At 60.6% G+C, this 20,350-nt stretch carries 17 protein-coding genes, 1 tRNA gene and 1 pseudogene; 13 read left to right on the forward strand and 6 right to left on the reverse strand.

The annotated features are described in order from the left end of the window. Window positions 1-255: 255 nt before the first annotated feature. The 3 genes from ACT6QH_RS13340 to ACT6QH_RS13350 all read left to right on the forward strand — a co-directional run bounded on the left by ACT6QH_RS13340 (window position 256) and on the right by ACT6QH_RS13350 (window position 3,960). Complete coding sequence (locus tag ACT6QH_RS13340) at window positions 256-1,464, forward strand: di-heme oxidoredictase family protein (RefSeq protein ID WP_507237483.1); 1,209 nt, start codon at window positions 256-258, stop codon at window positions 1,462-1,464. A gap of 175 nt (window positions 1,465-1,639) precedes the next feature. After that, window positions 1,640-2,761 carry an imelysin family protein gene (locus ACT6QH_RS13345; protein WP_444975307.1) on the forward strand — a complete coding sequence of 374 codons (1,122 nt, stop codon included), beginning with the start codon at window positions 1,640-1,642 and terminating at the stop codon, window positions 2,759-2,761. 47 nt (window positions 2,762-2,808) lie between these two features. Then, window positions 2,809-3,960, forward strand: coding sequence for a DUF1513 domain-containing protein (locus ACT6QH_RS13350; RefSeq protein ID WP_444975308.1), 1,152 nt, complete (start codon window positions 2,809-2,811; stop codon window positions 3,958-3,960). A 23-nt stretch (window positions 3,961-3,983) separates the two neighbouring features. Here the strand turns inward: ACT6QH_RS13350 and ACT6QH_RS13355 are convergent, their stop codons facing one another. Then, window positions 3,984-4,766 (reverse strand): IclR family transcriptional regulator, encoded by a 783-nt coding sequence (locus tag ACT6QH_RS13355; protein ID WP_444975309.1) that lies wholly within the window; start codon window positions 4,764-4,766, stop codon window positions 3,984-3,986. Between the two features lie 424 nt (window positions 4,767-5,190). On the opposite strand from ACT6QH_RS13355, the gene ACT6QH_RS13360 reads away from it, so the two are divergent. Further along, window positions 5,191-7,311, forward strand: coding sequence for a TonB-dependent receptor (locus tag ACT6QH_RS13360; RefSeq protein WP_444975310.1), 2,121 nt, complete (start codon window positions 5,191-5,193; stop codon window positions 7,309-7,311). A 67-nt stretch (window positions 7,312-7,378) separates the two neighbouring features. On the opposite strand, the gene ACT6QH_RS13365 is transcribed toward ACT6QH_RS13360, so the two are convergent. Further along, window positions 7,379-8,656 (reverse strand): NtaA/DmoA family FMN-dependent monooxygenase, encoded by a 1,278-nt coding sequence (locus ACT6QH_RS13365; RefSeq protein WP_444975311.1) that lies wholly within the window; start codon window positions 8,654-8,656, stop codon window positions 7,379-7,381. A 1-nt stretch (window position 8,657) separates the two neighbouring features. Next, complete coding sequence (locus tag ACT6QH_RS13370) at window positions 8,658-9,506, reverse strand: ABC transporter ATP-binding protein (RefSeq protein ID WP_444975312.1); 849 nt, start codon at window positions 9,504-9,506, stop codon at window positions 8,658-8,660. Between the two features lie 397 nt (window positions 9,507-9,903). On the opposite strand from ACT6QH_RS13370, the gene ACT6QH_RS13375 reads away from it, so the two are divergent. The 8 genes and pseudogenes from ACT6QH_RS13375 to ACT6QH_RS13410 all read left to right on the forward strand — a co-directional run bounded on the left by ACT6QH_RS13375 (window position 9,904) and on the right by ACT6QH_RS13410 (window position 17,098). Further along, entirely contained in the window at window positions 9,904-10,758 is an 855-nt protein-coding gene (locus ACT6QH_RS13375; RefSeq protein ID WP_444975313.1) for a siderophore-interacting protein, read from the forward strand. Between the two features lie 86 nt (window positions 10,759-10,844). After that, entirely contained in the window at window positions 10,845-11,843 is a 999-nt protein-coding gene (fepB, locus tag ACT6QH_RS13380; protein WP_444975314.1) for a Fe2+-enterobactin ABC transporter substrate-binding protein, read from the forward strand. A gap of 65 nt (window positions 11,844-11,908) precedes the next feature. Then, on the forward strand, window positions 11,909-12,916 hold the full coding sequence (locus ACT6QH_RS13385; RefSeq protein ID WP_444975315.1) for a FecCD family ABC transporter permease: 1,008 nt from the start codon (window positions 11,909-11,911) through the stop codon (window positions 12,914-12,916). Then, entirely contained in the window at window positions 12,913-13,965 is a 1,053-nt protein-coding gene (locus ACT6QH_RS13390; RefSeq protein ID WP_444975316.1) for a FecCD family ABC transporter permease, read from the forward strand. The genes ACT6QH_RS13385 and ACT6QH_RS13390 overlap by 4 nt, the downstream gene beginning before the upstream one ends. 117 nt (window positions 13,966-14,082) lie before the next feature. Beyond that, window positions 14,083-14,898 carry a phosphate ABC transporter ATP-binding protein PstB gene (gene pstB, locus ACT6QH_RS13395; protein ID WP_444975317.1) on the forward strand — a complete coding sequence of 272 codons (816 nt, stop codon included), beginning with the start codon at window positions 14,083-14,085 and terminating at the stop codon, window positions 14,896-14,898. A 349-nt stretch (window positions 14,899-15,247) separates the two neighbouring features. Then, the gene (locus ACT6QH_RS13400) at window positions 15,248-15,802 is read left to right on the forward strand and encodes a chromate transporter (RefSeq protein WP_444975318.1); all 555 of its coding nucleotides are present in this window, start codon (window positions 15,248-15,250) and stop codon (window positions 15,800-15,802) included. A gap of 11 nt (window positions 15,803-15,813) precedes the next feature. After that, window positions 15,814-16,326, forward strand: a pseudogene (locus tag ACT6QH_RS13405) (chromate transporter); the annotation flags it as partial. 208 nt (window positions 16,327-16,534) lie between these two features. Further along, window positions 16,535-17,098: a hypothetical protein gene (locus tag ACT6QH_RS13410; protein WP_444975319.1), complete on the forward strand. Its 564-nt coding sequence runs from the start codon at window positions 16,535-16,537 to the stop codon at window positions 17,096-17,098. 211 nt (window positions 17,099-17,309) lie between these two features. Here ACT6QH_RS13410 and ACT6QH_RS13415 read toward each other — a convergent pair. From ACT6QH_RS13415 to ACT6QH_RS13425, 3 genes are all read right to left on the reverse strand, one after another. Next, window positions 17,310-17,385, reverse strand: a tRNA-Thr gene (locus ACT6QH_RS13415). Between the two features lie 155 nt (window positions 17,386-17,540). Continuing rightward, complete coding sequence (locus ACT6QH_RS13420; RefSeq protein WP_444975320.1) at window positions 17,541-17,948, reverse strand: DUF4332 domain-containing protein; 408 nt, start codon at window positions 17,946-17,948, stop codon at window positions 17,541-17,543. Window positions 17,949-18,035: 87 nt separating this feature from the next. Continuing rightward, on the reverse strand, window positions 18,036-18,416 hold the full coding sequence (locus tag ACT6QH_RS13425; RefSeq protein WP_444975321.1) for a hypothetical protein: 381 nt from the start codon (window positions 18,414-18,416) through the stop codon (window positions 18,036-18,038). A gap of 225 nt (window positions 18,417-18,641) precedes the next feature. Here ACT6QH_RS13425 and ACT6QH_RS13430 point away from each other — a divergent pair, with 225 nt between their 5' ends. Next, a complete protein-coding gene (locus tag ACT6QH_RS13430; RefSeq protein WP_444975322.1) occupies window positions 18,642-20,213 on the forward strand; it encodes a helicase HerA-like domain-containing protein in 1,572 nt (523 codons plus the stop codon). The last annotated feature ends 137 nt before the right edge of the window (window positions 20,214-20,350 follow it).

Genomic DNA, 20,350 nt, shown 5'->3' on the forward strand with positions numbered 1-20,350 from the left:
CGGTCGCCCCCGTTTTCTCGCCACGGCCCTTCACCTCAAACATGCGAGCGGTCGCCGACGGCCCATGCCTGTGCCATTGGTCCGCCAGATGACAGGCCGCTTCGAGGGGGGGTGATGCCAGCACCCAGTGGGCAGGCTCCGGCAAGGTTCCACCGCCCATATCAACAGCTTGCAGCCGCCGGGCTCTGCATCGTCGCGTTTTTTCCATCCGCCCCCGGCGTTGCCGCGGAACGGCCGGCCACGCAAAAGCCGGCCATGGACGGGCTGGATATCGCCATTGGCAAAGCCCTGTTCAAACGGGCCTGGGTGCCTGCCCCCTCTTCCACACGGGGAGATGACGGGCTGGGGCCACTGTTTGACGCCCGCTCCTGCGCCTCGTGCCATCCAGCCAGCGGGCGTGGGGCGGCGCGTTTTGATGCGCAGGGTCATCTGGAAGGGCGCGGTGTGGTGCTCATGATCGGCCAGCCCAATGGCGCGCCAGACCCCATCTATGGCCGCCGCCTCCAGATTGACGCCATACCGGGGCTGAAGGCCGAGGGCATTATGGGCGCGCGGGACATCCGCTTGCCGGATGGACGCATAGCGCGCCAGCCTCAGGCCAGCACACTGGCCTATGGCCCCCTTGCCACAGAAAGCGGCCTTTCCTTGCGGGTTGCGCCGGATTTGCATGGACGCGGGACCATGGCCGCCATATCCGATGAGACACTCTTGGCCCTTGAGGCCGAGCAGGCGCGCACGCCGGATGGGGTGCAGGGCAAGGCCCGCCGGCTTATCCAGCCGGATGGCTCCGTCGCACTCGGGCGTTTTGGCTGGAAGGCCGCCCATACCGATCTGCGCCACCAGAGCGCAGAGGCATTCTTTCTGGATCTCGGCATGTCCAGCCCTGTCTTTCCAGCCCCATGGGGGGATTGCACAGCCGCACAGCCGGACTGCCGCGCCGCCCCCCACGGCACCCGCACGCATGGACGGATGGCAGGTGATGATGATCTTGAAATCCCGGAAAGTGTGCTGAGCCGTGTTGTCGCCTATGTGGCCAGCCTGCCCGTTCCGTACCCGCCCCCCGTCCAATCTGCCGCAGAAGGGCACATGCAGGCACGGGGCATGGAGTTGTTCGTCTCGACCGGCTGCGCCACCTGTCACCGCCCCACCCTACCCCTCTCGCCAGATCAGAAAGATGGAGAGGCCCGGCTCTTCTCGGATTTGCTGCTGCATGACATGGGGCCGGGCCTTGCCACCGCCATGGAGGAACCCGGCATTACCGCCAGCCAATGGCGCACAGCTCCTCTTGTCGGTCTCTCTCACGCTCTGGCCCGGCACACCGGCCTTCTGCATGATGGACGCGCCCGCACGGTGGCAGAAGCCCTTCAATGGCATGGCGGCGAAGCTGCCGCAGCCCGGCAAGCATTCGAGGCTCTGCCCCCGACGGATCGCGCCGCCCTGCTGGCCTATGTTTCCAGCTTGTGAAGAAGAGCATGTCGCCCATGCCACACGACACTACCCACCCTTTTCCGGCATCTCCCTCTTTGGCCATAGCGCATCCTGTGAAACCATATGCACCGCTTTCCATGGGCATGACGCCCTTCATGACAGGAAACGACGCCCATCACGGCGCGCCTCTCCAGCTTTCGGATACAGACCGATGACACGCCTTGCCTTCCGCACGCTTGCCCATCTGACGCGGACATGCCTGAAGCCGGGCCTGGCGCTGGCCGCTCTGGCTGGCGTCATGAGCCTGTTTTCCGCCGCACCGGCGCAGGCGGTGGAACGCCCGTTCGACCCCGTTCCCGTCATCGCAGACTGGCTGCTGCCGCGTTATGACACCCTGCAACACAAAGCCGTGGCCCAAAAAGAAGCATGGACCCGCTTTTGCGCCACCCCCGCCGCAGAGGGGGTGCCAGCCTTGCAAACCGCCTATGGCGAAACGGCCGATGCGTGGAATGCGGTGGAGTTCATCACCTTCGGCCCCATCAGCCAGGAATTGCGGGCCGACCGTTTCAGCTTTTTCCCGGACCGGCGCAACGCCATTGCCCGAGCCGTCGCCAACCTGATTTCCGACCAGTCCGACAATCGCCTGTCTCCCGAACATTTCGCGCAGACCAGCGCCGCCGGTCAGGGCCTGCCCGCGCTGGAGCGGCTGCTATATGAGGGCGATGCAACCGAAGCCCTCGTTTCCGGCAAGGATGCTCCGCAGCGCTGCGCGCTGGGTGTGGCCATCGCCACCAATCTGGCGATCATGGCCACGGATGTCCGCACCAGCTGGGGCGACAGGAACAGCGGCGCTTTCGGGGCCATCGTTTCCGGCAAGGGTGATCCGGCGATGTTTCCAGATACGAATGCACTTGGCGGCATGCTCCTGACGGATCTGTCGGGCGCATATCAGCGCGTCACGGATACCAAGCTGCTGCCCGTGCTGGGCGGCGGGCCGGATGTCGCTCGCCCGAAGCTGGCGGATAGCTGGCGCTCCGGCCGCTCCGGCCGGGTGGTGGCCAATATCATCACAAGCGCGGATGATCTGCTGCGCACCATTGCCAAGCAGATGCCCAGCCGCCCGCAATGGGTGGTGGAGCGCGCCGCCAAGGCCTCTGATGCCGCCGCAAACAAGCTGCCCGCCGATATTGGCGCTGCCGCCGAAAGCGCCAATGGAGCCGCTGTTCTGCATGATGCTATCCGGGCGTTCAAGGCCACCCAGCTGACCGTCTACCGCCCCATGGCCTCCTATTTCGGCATTTCCCTTGGCTTCAACGCCCTGGATGGGGACTGAGAGCCGCGTTTCGTCATCGGCCTTTTGAAGAGACTGGAGTTTGCGTTATGCCCCGCCTTTCCCGCCGCAGCTTTCTTTCTGGTGCCATGGCGGCATTGGCTGGCTGGCCGGCTATGGCTCATGCCGGCTCAAGCGCTGTGGTTTTGCCTGAAAACACAGCTTTTTCCGGCTTGGGTGAAGGCTGGCTGGCCGCAACCGGCGGAGATGAAGGCTTCTCCGCCGTCTCCATTGATGAGGCCGGCCGTGCCACACCGCGCATCACCCGGCCAGTGCGTTTTCATGGGCTGGAGGCCAGCCCGGATGGTGCGCTGGCCGTCGCAGTGGGCCGCCGCCCCGGCCATCTGGCCATTGTCTTTGACAGGAAGCGCGGGGGGGAAATCATGCATTTCACCCCCGGTGAAGGCCGGGTTTTTGCCGGGCACGGGCGATTTTCTCCCGATGCCCGCTTCTTCTTCACCACAGAGATTGAACGCCCCCGGACTGTTACAGGTCATCCCACCATGGGCCGTGGCGTGCTAAGCCAGCGGGATGTGGCCAATGGCTTCGCCATCGTGGCCGAATGGCCCACGGCCGGGGATGGCCCGCATGATCTGATGCAATCCGGCCCGGTTCTGATCGTGGCCAATGGCGGTATTGAGCCCCATACGCCCGAGGCGCGGGATGCGGAGGAGACAGGCTCAACCCTCAGCCTGCTCGACCCCGAAAGCGGAGAAGTGCGCGCGCAGGGCCAGACCACGCAGGACTTCTCCAGCCTGTCCCTGCGCCATCTTGCAATCGACGGAAAAGGCGGTTCCGTGGTGGCCGCTCAGGATTTGCTGAAAGATGGCGAGGCCCGCCCCCTGCTCTTTCACATCGGGAAAGACGCCACCCCCACCCCCTTTGATGCCCCTGACAATGCCTGGCGCGCCTTGCGCGGCTATGTTGGTTCTGTGGCTTATGACGCCTCGGGCCGCTATGTGGCCTGCGCCTCCCCCCGCGGCGGGCGAGTGGCGGTGTGGCAGGCAAATGGGCGTTATGTAGGCGCGGTGCCGCTGGTGGATGGCTGTGGCTTGGCGATGACGACACGGCCCGGCGCATTCATCGCCGCCAGTGGTTATGGCGAACTCATCCTCATTCAGGCTGAGGATGACCATATTGGTATTACGGCGCGCCACACTGGCGGGCCCCGCTTTGATAACCATATGGTGCGCATCGGCTGATGTGAGAGGCTTCACCCCTCATATCATCTGGCAGCCCCGCCGGATTCGAAAGTGGCGCGCTCCGCAGCCGCAAACAGGGCCCCACGATGCCCCCGCACATCCGCCGTCTCCACAAAGGAAACGGTGGTGACGACACAGGCCAGTTCATTTTGTGCATCAAAAACCGGGGCCGCCTTGCCTGTGAGCATGGAGAACAGATGCTCATTCAGCTCCGCCCCCCCCTCATGACGCACGGCCTCAAGATCCACAGCCTTCGGAACGGGCCCCCGAAATGTCGCAGGCTGTATTTTGCGGGCGGCTGCAATGGCTTCTTTTGAGAGATAAGCTTGGAAGACAAGCCCGCATGCGCTGTTGTTCACGGGCAGCACATCTCCCAGAGAGACCGTGCTGATGAAAAAATCCGCATTGCGATACCAGCGTACAATGGTTGGCCCGCGCTCGGTCCAGATCGCCACCCCGCAGGCGGCTGCGATCTCGCCTGAAAGAGTTTTCATCATCCGCGCTGCCACTTCAACAGGGTCGATCCGCCGCAGGGCCCGTATGCCGATATTGAGCGCCGCAGGGCCAAGATCATAATGGCCTGTCACCTCATCCTGGGAGACGAGGCCCTCTCGCACCAGACTTTGCATATAGCGATGCGCAGTTGAGGTGCCCGTGCGCCCCCGACGGGCAATTTCGCCCAGCGCCATGGGGCCTTCGGCCTGCGCCAGCACATCCAGAAAACGGGCGGCAATGGACACCGACTGAATGGTCGGGGAACGTTTGCCTGCTTCCTTGTCCCCATTCGCGAGTATTGCGCGGCTCATGCATCAAACCTGTAAGAAAGGGCGGGAATACGAGAATGAAAACCGGAAAACACCATCTCACATCCATGAGAAGTCAGATCAGCAAACCGGCGCAGGCAGAAGCCGCCACATTCAGATTTGAGACAAACTAAGGTAGTGCGCCACACAGATCAATTGGCTGCACCCCCCTGAAGGTGGTCATGAAAGTTCCATAAGGCACGCCCCGCAGGGAGTGGCAAGCATTTATGCCTGCGTGACTTTTCACCCCCTCACCCCAGCCGGACAAGGGCGACGACAGAGCCTCCGCACAGCGTCAACAGCTTCTGCGAATGATTTGCATATATATTGACATGCAGAATGCGTCATGCAATGTGGGATGCAATTCGTTCGCAAGCTACACAACATTCCAGCCAGCGACCCTTTCTCCGCAGATATCGGGCTTTCCATGTCGTTCAAGCTTGTCGCGCCATTGATGCGCAGCGCCAGCGCACTTTCCCTTCTCTCCGCACTGGGCGTCACATGCGCAGCAGCGCTTGCAGCCGCCCCGGCCCGTGCTGAAGAAGCCACCTCTCTCACCGCCGGTGCGGGAGATATTATTCTGGACGCCATCACCGTGGTGGGAGAAAACCGCGAACGCGACCTGAAAGAAACGGCCTCCTCCGTGGTGGTCATTTCCGGCAGCGATATTACAGAGAACAAGACGGGCGATACGTCCATTTCATCTGTCGTGCAGGGCACGCCCAACGTGGTGTACCCTGATACGGTGAGCGCACCCGTCATCCGTGGCATGGATTCACAAGGGCCCAATACCGGCGCAACGGCCTTTTTTGCCGGCACAGTGCCGCGGGCCACCATCAATCTGGATGGGCATTATCTCGGCTATAATGAATTTTACTTTGGCGCGACTTCCAGTTGGGATATCGAAACGGTTGAAGTCTTCCGCGGCCCGCAAACCACCTCTCAGGGGGCGAATGCGATTGCCGGCGCGATCATCGTCAATACACGAGACCCGAGCTTCACGCCGGAAGCGGCCTATCAGGCTGAAATCGGCAACTATAACAGCAACCGCGTTTCGGCCATGATTTCAGGCCCGATTGTCGCCAATGAACTGGCGGGCCGCGCGACCATTGATTATTCAGGGCGCGATACATTCATCAAATATGTAAATCCGGCATTTGAACATGGTGACACAAATCTGGATTTCAGCGCACTGAATACACGCTTCAAGCTGCTGTGGACGCCATCGGAGCTACCGAACCTTGAAGCCAAGCTGACATATTCTTTCAATTCCACCAACCGCCCCTCGCAGGAGGCGGCAACACCGCCCTATGACAAGCTGCAAAGCAATACGGCGACCATGCCCACCTGGGGGCAGGAAACCAATACCGGCATTCTGGATGTCAAATATGATTTCCAGAACGGCTTGACCTTCCTGAACCAGACCCAGTTCTCGGATTCATCTGTTCGCCGCACAGCGCCGGTGCGCAATAATGGCAGCGCTGCTATTGACCAGCAAAACGCATCCAATGAAGCGCGCGTGCTGTTCGGTTCAGCAGAAGATATTTTCAGTGGTGTGGCTGGCCTTTTCTATGCGCACACCCAATCCGATGAGAAGCTGTATCTGCGCGGCACCTCAACATTTGATGATACGAAGAACAATCTCGGCCTTTTCACAGAAGCGACCTACCGGCTGACAGATCAATGGTCTCTCACTGGCGGCCTGCGCTTCCAGCAAGACCATGTGCAACGCCAAGGCACGTCTGTTTTCACGCCCACGCCGGTCGATTTTGATGAAACCTTCTCCGAATGGCTACCCAAGGTCACGCTGGCCTATGCCATCACGCCGGAATGGACGCTGGGGGCCATGGTGAGCCGCGGTTACAATCCCGGCGGGGTCTCTCTCAATATTGCAGCCGGGGAATGGGTACCCTTCGCGGAAGAGAGCCTATGGGACTATGAAATGTTCCTGCGCGCCAACCTGCTGGATAATCGCCTGTTCGTGAATGCCAATGTGTTCTACATGGACATCAAGAACATGCAGTTCAACATTCCTGTCGTTATCTCGACAGGCGTGAGCCAATCCTACACCATCAATGCCCAGAAGGCCCATGCCTACGGTGCGGAAGTCAATTTCAGCTATCTCATCCTCGATAACGTCACACTGAATGCCGGCGCCAGCCTGCTGAATACGGAAATCGAGGATATCGCGGCCAACACCTCCTTTGATGGCAACAAATTCCCCAAATCCCCCTCCTTCATGCTGACGGTCGGGGCGGATTGGGATGTGACGGACAAGCTCAACCTTTCCGGGCAGGTGCGCCATGTCGGCGGCTATTACTCCAATGTCGCCAATACACCGGAATATGAAGTCAGCTCCTACACCATTGCCGATGTGCGGGCGAACTATGCCTTCTCCGACGCCTTCCAGCTCTATGGCTATGTGAAGAACATCTTTGATGAGCGCACGCCCACTTACATCCAGCAGAACCGCAGCGTTGTCGGCGGCATCGAAGCCAGCATGACAGAGCCGCGCATGTATGGCGTGGGTGTCCGCGGTACCTTCTGAGACGACTGACAACACATGAAAAAGGGCGGTCACACGGACCGCCCTTTTTCATGTCGCCCCAACCCGGTTACAGACCCAGATGCGATTTCAGGGTCGCGCCCTCATAATCCCGTCGAAACAGGCCGCGCGCGGCAAGGGCCGGCACCAGCTCATCCAGAAAGATTTCCAACGAATGGAATGAGCCGCCCGGCAGGGCAATCACACCATCCATTGCACCGGCCTCATGCCAGGCGATCATGTCGTTCATCACATCTTCCACCGTGCCAACAGAGACCCAATGGGCCGAGCCCACCACTTCCGGCCGATGCAACAGCATCTCCACAGTCGGTTCATGAGCCTCGATGAAGCGGCGCAGAAGATCGGCATGGGTCCGGCTGCGCACGGGCCTGTCCGGGTCCGGCAGCATGCTGGCCCGCACCCGGTCTTTCGGGGAGAGATGGCGGATATCCAGCCCCAGAACGGAATGCACCGCATCCAGCCGGTGGCCAACCGAGAGATGGGCATGGGCCCGGCGGTGCATCTCCCATGCCTCTTCGCGCGTTCTGGCCAGAAAGAAATAGAGCCCCGGCAGCACCCGCACAGCATCCGCACGGCGCCCGCACTGCACGGCGCGTCGGCGCAGATCCGTCCGCAGTTCCACGCCGGCCGCCATATCCGGCGTTGCGGCGAAGGTGGCATTGGCAACAGAGGCCGCAAAGGCCCGCCCGACATCCGACGCCCCGGCCTGGAACAGTGGCGGGGGGCCAGCTTCATCTTCCGCCACATTCAGGGGGCCCTTCACGCTGAAGAACTCACCTTTGTGATCTATGGGCGCGGGCTGCGCCGATCCATCCGTAGCGGCATGCGGGAAGCTCCGCCACAGGGCGCGCACCACCTGCGTGAATTCCCCCGCCTTGCGATAACGCTCTTCCGGCGCAGGCATGGGCGCATCGCTGAAATTTTCCGCCCCCTCAATGGAGGTAACAATGTTCCACCCCGCCCTGCCCTTGCTGAGCCGGTGGAGAGACTGCACCTGCCGCGCCACCACATAAGGTGGGTTGAAGGTGGTGGAAGCTGTCGTGACCAGCCCGATCTTCTCCGTCTCGCGGGCCAGAGCGGCCATCAGAACAGTTGCATCCATTCCGCTCAAGCCCTGCCCACCCTTCGCAGGCCGGCGGAACATGGAGAGCGTATCCGGCTTGAACACGAAATCCAGCTTCGCCCGCTCCGCCATCCGGGAAAGCCGGGCGTAAAGGCCAATGGGGTCTGCCTCGCGCCGCCGCAACTCCTCCTCATCAAGAGGGTGCCCGGCCTGCCAGGTTTCCGTCAGGCTCAGGCCAATATGAAGCTGCCTGTTCGCATGCATCTCAGTTTTCCGCTGCAAGAGGCGCGTCATACGCGCAGGAGGAAAAAGGCTGAAGCCGCCCCTCATCAACCGACCGGCCTTTCGGCACCATCATGGGCGTACCGGAAACCGGATCGGGAATGATGATGGAGGGCACGCCAAACACATCCTCGATCAGCCGTTCCGTCACGATCTCCTCCGGCCGGCCCTCCGCCATCACTGCACCGTCACGCATGGCGATGAGATGGGTGGCATAGCGGCAGGCCTGGTTGAGATCATGCAACACGGCGATGATGGTGCGGCCCTGCCGGTTCAGATCCGCCAGCAGGTCCATCAGTTCGAGCTGATGGGCAATATCGAGATAGGTGGTGGGCTCATCCAGCAGCAGAATGTCCGTTTCCTGCGCCAGCACCATGGATATCCACACGCGCTGGCGTTGCCCGCCGGAAAGTTCATCCACCAGCCGGTCCGCCAACGCGGTGATGCGCGTGGCCTGCATCGCGCCATCCACGGCGGCCTCATCGGCTTTCGACCATTGCCGCAGGAAGGACTGATGCGGATAACGCCCCCGCCCCACAAGATCCGCCACACGAATGCCATCCGGCGCGCTGGAGCTTTGAGGCAACAAGGCAAGCCGCCGCGCCACCTCCCTGGCCGGCAATGCACCAATATCTTGCCCATCCAGCACCACCCGACCCGACATGGGCGGCAGCAGGCGGGAGAGCGCCCGCAACAGAGTGGACTTGCCACAGGCATTCGGCCCCACAATCACGGTGAAGGAGCCGTCCACCACCGAAACAGAAAGATTGTGCGAAATGGTGCACTCCGCATAGCGCAACGTCAGGTCATCAGCATGCAGGCGATAGGCCATTGAACCTCCTGTCCGACCAGAAGAAAGTAAAGACATGATGCGGAAATATTACAGATGCAAAACACGGATGAAGCACAAGGAAATTTGAACGAAAAAAAGGATATGAATACATTAAAGTTATTTCAATTCTCAAATATACAGACATGGATACAACATATAAATCGGCAATATAAAAATCATCGCGCTATATTCAACCACCCTCGATCACCCTTGTTTTGAGCCTTTCAAACCTGAGCCCATTCATCGCATTCATGTTGCATCGTGGAATGCAATACGTAATGTGGAATATCAAGAATGCCAACCGTTTGCATTCGCATGATGATGTTTTCTGCCGCGTTCACACATCCGGCCTGACGTGCAGGCGGAAGCGATGCGACGGCATGAAGAGGGGATGGGGATGGGCAAAACGCACCCGGAGAGCGTGGAAGACAGGCAGTCCCTTCTGGAGCAGGAGGATCACATGCGCGACATGGAGCGCATCGAGATGGTGGTGGAGAAGATCACCCGGCCAGTGCCTTCCGTTGCACGCGTCACCGCCCGCATCACGCCCACAAGGCCGGGGGCCTGGCGGCGCCCCAATCTGGCCATCCGTATTGAGGTGGAAGCCGCTCCGGGCCTGCGCCCCGTCTCCCGCATCTATACGGTGCGCCATTTTGATGAAGCCCGCAGTTGCATCGACATTGATTTCGTCATTCATGAGGATGACAGCCCCGCCATGCGCTGGCTGAAGACCGCCGTGCCCGGCACGCGCACATGGCTTGTTGGCCCCCGCCCACACTTTCTGCCGCATTATGAATCCGGGCGGAAGGTCGCCATCTTTGCCGATGAAACCGCCATTCCCGCTGTCCATGCCATTCTGAAGCACTGGCAACAGCCGGCACAGGGTGTCATCCATATTGAAACAACGGACCCGGCCGCCTTCGGGGAACTGCCGGACGTGCCCGGCGTGGAACGCCATCTGCTGCTGCGTGCGGCGGGTGAGGCTGCGGGAACGAAGCCCTATCTGAGCGATGCCGCAAAGGCCCTGCCCGATCCTCAGGGCTGGACCATCTGGGCCGCCGGTGAACGGGATATGGCCCGCACGATCCGCAAGCTCTTCATGGAGCAGCACGGCATGACGCGGGAAGATGTGCGCGTGTTCGGCTATTGGCGCGCCGGTGTCAGCAGTTCGGATATCGACCGCGCCCGCCTCAACAATTACAGCGCCCTGCGCGCGAAAGGACAGGGCATGGAGCGGCTTGAGGACGTGTGACCCATCCGGCTTCAAAGCCACAGCAGCATGAACCGGAACACATGCGCCGGCGCGACAGGGCCGGTGCTTTTCCATTTGAGACAGACATGACCTCAGCCCGCTCTTTCGTCCTTCCCATCTGTGCCGTCATGGCCCTTTCGTTGCCGGCGCTGCTGCTTGCGTTGCAACAGACCCAAGCGCAGGAGGCCACCCGCACGCACGAAACCGGCTGGCCCCGCACCATTCAGCATGAGGCTGGCCCACTCACGCTGGCAGCCCCTCCCAAGCGGGTCATCTCCACCACGCCCAGCGTCACCGGTATCTTGCTGGCCATCAACGCTCCTGTCATCTCCAGTGCGGCGACCACTCCATCCATTCTCACGGATGGCAAGGGCTTCTTCTCCCAATGGGCGCAGCTGGCCGATGAGCGCGATGTCTCCGTGCTCTACAAAAACCTGACATTCGATATGGAAGCAGTGATCGGGGCCGATCCAGACCTCGTGGTGGTTTCGGCCACCGGAGCCGACAACGCCACGCTTTATTATGATGAACTGGTGGCGCAGGGCATTCCCACCATTGTGGTGAACTACTCCAACCACCGCTGGCAGGAACTGGCGACCCAGCTTGGCCAAGCCACCGGCAGAGAGCAGGATGCGCAAGCCGCCATTGGCCGTTTCAACGCCTACGCGGCCAAAGTTGCCGCCACGCTGGCCCCGCCGGAAACAACCGCAACCATTGTGGGCTACAATCTCGGCGGCAGCTATTCCATCGCCCGGCCGGAGAGCCCCCATGCCCGGCTGCTGACTGCACTGGGGTTCACCCTTACCGGCCTGCCCGATGAACTGTCCTCACAGGTCACCCGCCGTTCGGATTTCGATTTCATCTCGCGGGAGAACCTGACGACCGCCATTGGAGGTGAAACCGTCTTCCTGCTCAATGGCACGGATGCGGATGTTGAAGCCTTTCTGGCGGACCCGGTTCTGGCCAATCTTCCCGCAGTCAAGAAACGGCAGGTCTATCCGCTGGGGCCAACCTCCTTCCGCATTGATTATTATTCCGGCCGGCAGATGATTGATGCTGTCGCCCGGCACTTCCGCACCCCATGAAATCTGTGGGCATAAAACGATGCCGTCTGAGCATGCCGGGCAAACAGGCAGGCTCAGGCCCGGCGATGAAAAACCCGGTGCGGCGGCGGATGGGCCTGCTCGCCGGCCTTCTGGTGCTGGTGATTGGCGTGCTGTGCAGCCTGGCTATCGGCTCGCGCCCCGTGCCGCTGAACGAAACCCTGCGGGCCCTTTATGCCTATGATGCCGGAAATGATCTGCATCTGATTATTTGCACCCTACGGGTACCGCGCACGCTGGTGGCCATTCTGGCCGGGCTTTCCCTTGGCGTGGCCGGGGCCATCATGCAGGCTGTCACGCGCAACCCGCTGGCTGAGCCGGGCCTGCTGGGTATCAATGCCGGGGCGGCTCTGGCTGTTGTTATCAGTGTCGCGGCGTTCGGCATATCCAGCATGGCGCATTATGTCTGGTTTGGCTTCATTGGCGCAGGGCTGGCTGGTATTGCGGTTTTCCTGCTGGGACAGGCGCATGAAACCGGCACCAACCCGGTGCGGCTGGTGCTGGCGGGTGCGGGGCTTTCCGTCATGCTGGGCTCGATCACTGGCATTGTTCTGCTGAACGTGCCGCTGATGGTGTTCGACAGTTTCCGCAACTGGGCGGCTGGCACGCTTCAGGGCCGAGGCATGGATGTGGTGGGCCCACTGGCGCTGTGCGCCGCCCTGGGGCTGGCTGTGTCCCTTGTCATTTCCGGCAGCCTGAACGCCATGGCCATGGGCAAGGATCTGGGCCGTGCATTGGGCGTGGATGTGCGCCTGACATGGGCGCTCTCCTGCCTCGCCGTAATGCTGCTGGCTGGCGCCGCAACGGCTGCGGCTGGCCCTATCGGCTTTGTAGGGCTGGTCGCCCCCCATTTGGCGCGGCAGATCACCGGGCCGGATTATCGCTGGATTCTGCCCTATTCCGCTCTGTTCGCCGCCATTCTGCTGTTGGGAGCCGATGTGGTGGGACGGGTGATCGCCGCGCCTTCTGAAGTCGCGGCCGGCATCATTGCCTGTCTGGTGGGTGGGCCATTCTTCATCCTTGTGGTGCGGCGCTTCAGATTGACGAAACCATGAGCCCCTCCTCCATTCGCCCTCTCTCCGGGCCGGCCTTCCGGCTGGGCCCTGTTTCGTTCCGCTGGAGACTGCGCACGCTGCTGGTCTGCCTGCTTCTGGTGACCGCCGCCCTGCTTCTGGCGGCACTTCTACTCGGCACCGGTACGCTGCATTTCAGCCCGGCACAGGTGCTGACCAGCCTGACGGGCGGCGGAGACAATGCCGTCGCGGACAGGGTGATCCAACGTATTCGCCTGCCGCGGGTGCTGACTGCGCTCTGTGTAGGGGCCTCTCTGGGCATGGCCGGCTCCATATTCCAGTCCATCTCGCGCAATGCGCTGGGCTCGCCGGATGTGATCGGCTTCACCTCGGGTGCGGCGACAGGGGCGATCGTGCAGATCATCCTCTTCAATGCCGGCCCTCTGGAAACGGCTCTGGCAGCGGTCCTCTCCGGCCTGCTTACGGCGATTGTCGTGTTCGTGCTCTCCCTGCGCGGACGCGGCACAGGTGGTTACCGGCTGGTGCTGGTGGGCATCGGCGTGGGGGCCATTCTCTCCGGCATCAATACGATACTGCTGGTGATGGGGAATCTCGATCAGGCCATGTCGGCGCAGATCTGGCTGGCGGGCTCGCTGAACACGCGCACATGGTCTCATGTCATTCCGGCGGCGCTGGGCTTCATCCTCATTGTGCCTGTGGCTATTTTTCATGCCCGCCATATCAATCTGCTTGAAATGGGCGACGATGCCGCCAGCCAGCTTGGAGTGCATGTGGAACGCACGCGGCTGGTACTGGTGATCGCCGCCGTGGGCCTCACTGCCATCGCCACGGCCGCCGCCGGCCCGGTGGCCTTCATTGCCCTGGCCGGCCCGCAACTTGCCCGCAGGCTTACCCATGCCAGTGGCGTTCCGCTGGTATCCGGCGCGCTCATGGGCGCGGTTCTGCTGCTCTCTGCGGATGCCCTGAGCCAGCGTTTGCCTCTGGATATCCATATGCCGATCGGCCTCACCACCGGCCTTCTGGGCGGCTTCTACCTGCTCTGGCTGCTGACCCGCAGCCGCAGGGTGTGAGCCGGTCGAACATCCGGGCGCAAACGTTTTTGGGCAGAAAGAACGTGGGGATGGAGTGTAAAAATCCCGTCGTGCGTGCCTGCTAGACTCGCTCCGATAGCATCGGAGCGTTTTCTCATGTCGATTCATATGCCTTTTGGCGGTGCGGCTGCCTACAACCCTTCAAGGCCATCCGCGCCCGCCATTAAGATGGAAGCCCGACATGTTGATTTCTTTTATGGCAACAAGCTGGCCTTGCAGGATGTTTCCTGCCCGCTGCATGAAAACCAGGTCACAGCCTTTATCGGCCCTTCAGGGTGCGGCAAATCCACCTTGTTGCGCATTTTCAACCGTATCTATGCGCTTTATCCCAACCAGAGAGCGGAAGGTGAGGTGCTGCTGAACGGCCAGAATATTCTCGCCCCCGATGTTGATGACATGCAGTTGCGCGCCCGCGTAGGCATGGTATTTCAGAAACCCACGCCGCTGCCCATGTCCATTTTCGATAATGTCGCCCTTGGCGTGCGCGTGAATGAAGAAATCAACCAGGCAGATCTGGAAATCAGGGTGGAAGAAGCCCTGAGACAGGCCGCCCTGTGGGATGAGGTGAAGGATATTCTGAACCGCAGCGGGTTCAGCCTTTCCGGCGGGCAGCAACAGCGGCTGTGCATCGCCCGCACCATCGCCGTGAAGCCCGATGTCGTGCTGCTGGATGAGCCATGCTCGGCCCTTGACCCGATCACCACGGCGCGGATTGAAGTCACCATCGAACAATTGAAGCAGCATTATACTTTGGCCATTGTCACCCACAACCTGCAACAGGCGGCCCGCGTCTCCAATTATACGGGCTTCATGTATCTGGGAGAAATGGTCGAGTTCGAATCAACTGATGATATTTTCACCCGCCCCAAAAACAAGTTGACCCAGAACTATCTGGAAGGCCGCTTCGGCTGAGCGCAGGCGGAAAGGCCGCCAAGGCAGGTGAAACGACAACCCTGCCTCTGGCGGGGTTTTATATTTTCCGCGCCGCCCCTCATGATAAGGTCGGCCAGAAGAATACTGGCAAGCGGCTTTGCCGTGGCCTAGAATACCTTCAGGCATCTCTTCAGCTCGATTTGCTCTCTCCCCAAATCTTTGCCTTGAAAGCACCTTCCTGCCGCTGAAGAGCTGTGTGCACCCAAACATCAATGACAAACGGTTCAGTCTCATGAATGACACGGGCCTCCCCCCACCGGATACGTCTGAAAACATCCCCGCTTCAAAGCATTCTGCGCCACCTGAAACTGCAACAAGCAAGGCGCCTTTGTGGAATATTTTTCTCACCTTCCTCATCATCGGCGCCACCTCTTTTGGAGGTGGAACCTTCGCTTATCTGCACAACAGCCTTGTGCTGAAAAAGAAATGGCTGGATGAAGACGGCTTCATGGCCGCTCTTTCCGTTGCGGAAGCCCTGCCGGGCCTGAACGCCGTGAACATCTCTGTCATTGTCGGTGATCGGCTGCGCGGTGTCTCAGGAGCGATTGCCGGTTTTCTGGGCATGACCATACCGGGCGGGGTTTTCATCCTGACCCTTGGCGTCCTTTACGCCACGCACCACCAGAACCCCTGGATCAATCAGGCGTTGATCGGCGTGGGCGCGGCATCTGTGGGGCTTCTGGCTTCCATTGCACTGCAACTGGGCAAGAAGCAACTGACCCACCGGCTGGATCTGGTCGTGATTGCAGTCACTGTTGTCATGATCAGCTTTCTCCACATTTCGCTGGTGTGGGTTCTGCTGACAGTCGGGCCGGTGGCCTTTCTTCTGTATCGTGGACACGGCAGCAAGGCACCGGGCCCGCATGGCCAGCCCGTTGATTGAGAGGGCCTATCATGAACGATACCAACTGGAGCCTCCTGGCTGTCTTCTCCCTGCTTTCCGTCCTCACAATCGGCGGGGGCACCGCAGTACTGCCCGAAATGAAGCAGCTGACAATTAATCAATATCACTGGCTCTCCACCGCACAATTCCGAGATATTTATGCCCTCGGTCAGCTTGCGCCCGGCCCCAATATGCTGATCGTGGTGGTTATCGGGTATCATGTCGCCGGTTATCTTGGAGCGCTGCTTGCCTTTATTGGATTTTTTGTCCCCTCTGGCGTCATTGTGCTATATGCAAACCGGGTGTGGGATCGGTTCCAGAACACCGAATGGCATAAAACCTTGCAACGGGCCATGGCCCCCATGGTTGTCGGCTTCATGATTGCCGGCACCATCACCGTGACCCGCGCCGCCATTTCTGATGGCATGACGATATTGATCGCGCTGGTCGTCTTCTCAATCTTCATGATGTGGAAGATCAACCCGGCCCTTCTCGTGCTGGCGGGTGCGTGCGCCTATATTTTCGGGACGTGACGTGCCGAAAGACATGACATGCTGAAACAGGCTATCGGCACACCATCTGAATGCCGATAGCCTCCTTGCCCCGGTGAGCGCAGAAGGGCTTACCGGGCCGGCCCTCAAACACACGGTGAATGGAGAGCTTCCGCGCTTGTGCTTGTGTTGGCCAGCTGCTTAAGCTTGCCAATATCTTGTCTCACGAATGAGCGTCTTGATGCTGAAACAGCTGTTTGTGGCGGCCACTCTGGCCCTTTCCACGTCGGGCTTCTCCATCGCGCCCCTCTCCACACCGGCCCTGGCAGCAGAGGCTGCGGCAACGGCCCCGGTTCAGGCCATCATGGATGTCGCAACGCGGAAATGGGCCGATACCGGCCACGATGCACCGGACTATTTCGATGCGGCCCATATCGGCAACTTCAGCACCAGGCTGCGCAAGCTCTATGCCGAAGCCAGCAAGCACCCTGTTTTTGAACCGGATGAAGAGACTGGCAACCCCTTCGATTACGACCCCATCCTCTCCCGGCAGGATGGCTGCCCCTTGAAGGATGTCACCATCACGGAAACCGGAAAAACCGGGGCCGTCACAAACATCGTCGCGCGCTTCAAGGGCTCCACCTGTTTTGACGGCGCATCCCCGGAAGACCGCAATATCATCACGGAAATTCAGTTTCGGGTCATCACCGAAGATGGAAAGCCGGTGATTGATGATGTGACGACCGGAGAAGGTGATGAGAAATACACGCTGAGTGAAGACCTCAAGGCGATTATCAGCCACTGAGTTTCAAACAGGAAACTGAGGCCCCCTCCCCACCATGGCGGACAAACGCGCAAAGCACCGCCATGGCTCGTGCCTGTTGACACAAGGGCCAGCCCAAATTGGCCGCCCGTCAGCAATCGAAAGCAGATTTCAAACCCGAAGACAGTCGCCCCGCAACACCTGCGGTGCACACAATTGCGCTTTGAAAATTCTATCTTCAAGGAGGGGGTGATGGTGCCGCGGAAGGGATTCGAACCCCCGACCCACGCATTACGAATGCGTTGCTCTACCAGCTGAGCTACCGCGGCACGGGGCTTCTCATAAGGGGAGTGGCCCGTTATTTCAAGCTCCAAACGGCCCGGAAGGTATGTTTTCCCGGAAAACAGCACCTTCCGGCATGTCTGTGGACAGAAACACCTGCCTCAAGTCCCTTGCCCTAAAGTCCCTTGCCCCACCCCTGCCTTCAGTAAGTCAGCATGGGTGGTAGAATCTTGGCTTCTTCAATCCACTTTTGCACCATGCTCTCGGCCGGAAGGGCACGTACGAGCTTGCGGGTGGCGTTCACCTCGGCCATGGCCTTGGTGAGGTTCGCCGCATTACGCATCTTCAGCTCCTTCACCGTATCGACGCCGGCGGCTTCCAGAAGCTCGGAATACTCCTCACCCACGCCCTTGATGCGCATGAGGTCTGCCATATTGGCCCATTTGAGCACGGCCTTTTCAGGAATGCCCGTTTTCTCCGCCAGTTCCTTGCGGCCTTTCGGCGCTTTTGTCGCCTCCAGAAGGCTCTGCGTGGTGGTAATGCCGACGGTTTTCAGCTTCTCGGCCAATACAGCGCCGATGCCTTCGATCGTATCAATCGGATAAGACATGCCTTCCCCTCCAGAGTTTACTCACCATCTCATCCTGCATCCGCAAACGGGGGATGAGGGCGCAGTTCAGATCATTTGCAACGGCTCTCACACCACCTGGCGCAGGCCGGGAATGGAGCGCACCAGAGTATTCACGGCCTCATCGCCCGCCCCTTCACGCGCATAATCCACCGTAGCGCGAACCGTAGCCTGCACTTCAGCCATGGTCAGGCCATGGGCCATCATGCGGTTGGCCACATCCATCAGGCGCGCCATGCCGCCAAAATGGCGGCTTGTAGCTCCGTGCTCATCTTCCGGTTCGGCTTTGGCCAGCACATCGGGAATCCAGGGATAGGCGGAAATCACCGGTGCCAGCGTCTCGGGTGGCGCCTCGCGAGACAGAAACTGCAAGACAATGACGATCAGCGCGCGAGCCGTCTGCGGGCTCACATTCCGCTGTTCCACCAGGCGGTTCACCAACGCGTCCATGGCACCTCCTTACCCCGCGCAGCGGCGGGCCGCAGGCAGCTTGCCGCCCTCCTTCCCCAAGTGCAAGGTTTTCAGGCTTGTAGAGTGATGAAAGGCAATGCGTCTGTCTGCCCCCTCGCCCCTGCCGCCTTGTTCCCCCTTGCTCCCGATGATGGAGCGCGCGAAAACGTCACAGTATGGATTCGCGCCTGCACGCCCATGCTGGCTATCTTCGAGGACACTGCGATGACCCCTCCCGCCCCGCTCGCCAACCCGGATGTGGACGGCCAGATCTATATCGGCCGGGTGATGGATGCCGCAGAGCAGATGCAAAAGGCCGAAGACCCGAGCTCTCAGGGAGAATATCTCTCGCTGCATCTGGCCAACCGCCACGGGCTGGTGACAGGTGCCACCGGCACCGGCAAAACGGTAACTCTGCAAGTGCTGGCCGAAGGCTTTGCCCGTGCCGGCGTGCCGGTGTTCGCCGCAGATATCAAGGGCGACCTTTCCGGCATCGCAGCCATTGGCGAGCCGAAGGATTTTCTGGAAAAGCGCGCGGAAGAGGTCGGCATCACCTATCAGCCGGACAACTTCCCGGTGATCTTCTGGGATGTGTTCGGCGAGCAGGGCCACCCCATCCGCACGACGATTTCGGAAATGGGGCCGCTGCTGCTCTCCCAGTTGCTGGATCTGAACGAGACGCAGGAGGGCGTGCTCAATATCGTGTTCCGCGTGGCCGATGAGCAGGGCCTGCTGTTGCTGGACATGAAGGATCTGCGCGCCATGCTGGCCCATGTGGCCGAGAATGCCGCCACCCTCAGCCCGCAATATGGCAATATCGCCCCTCAAAGCGTGGGGGCTATTCAGCGCCGCCTGCTGGTGCTGGAAAATCAGGGTGCGAACCAGTTTTTCGGCGAGCCGGCCCTGAAAATCGAAGATCTGATGCGGGTGGACCGCGCCGGCTACGGCACCATTTCCATTCTGGCGGCGGACAAGCTCATGTCCTCCCCGCGGCTCTACGCCTGCCTGCTGCTATGGATGCTCTCCGAACTGTTCGAGCAGTTGCCCGAAGTGGGGGACCCGGAAAAGCCGAAGCTGGTCTTCTTCTTCGATGAAGCCCATTTGCTGTTCGACAGCGCCCCAAAGGTTCTGCTGGAAAAGGTGGAGCAGGTGGTGCGGCTGATCCGCTCCAAGGGCGTGGGCGTGTATTTCGTCACCCAGAACCCTCTGGATGTGCCGCAAAGCGTGCTGGCCCAGTTGGGCAACCGTGTGCAGCACGCCTTGCGCGCCTTCACCCCGCGCGACCAGAAGGCGGTGCGGGCCGCAGCAGAAACCTTCCGCCCCAATCCGGCGCTGGATACGGCGCAGGTCATCACCCAGTTGGGCAAGGGTGAGGCGCTGGTCTCCACTCTGGAAGGCAATGGCGTGCCCTCCATCGTACAGCGCACGCTGGTGCGCCCTCCTTCTGCCCGCCTGGGGCCGCTGAACGCCGAAGAGCGCGCTGCCGTCATGGCGAAAAGCCCGGTTGGCCACAGTTACGACACGATGGTGGACCGGGAATCCGCCTTTGAGATGTTGCAGAACCGCGCCGAGGAGAAGACCGCGCCCGCACAAGAAGAAAGCAGCGGCGGCCTTCTGGACAGTGTTCTTGGGTCTGTACTTGGCACCTCTGGCAAAAGCACCGGGAAAAGCCGCTCAACCCGCATGAGCACGACAGAAGTGGCTGTGCGACGTGTGGTCAGCTCTGTCGCCACACAGGTGGGGACACAGATTGGCCGGGCCATCATACGGGGCCTTTTCGGCAATATCAGCCGTTAAGCGCCACACGGGGCCAGCCTTCAGCTCTCAGGCTGGCCCTTTCAGGCCCACCCAACTTTCTTGTTATAGCGCCCCTGTTGATTCAAAATGGAGGCACAGTTATTTTCGCGCTCCAACGTCAGTAGAGTTGCGGGGCT

This window comes from Haloleucobacter albus (genome assembly GCF_052492075.1).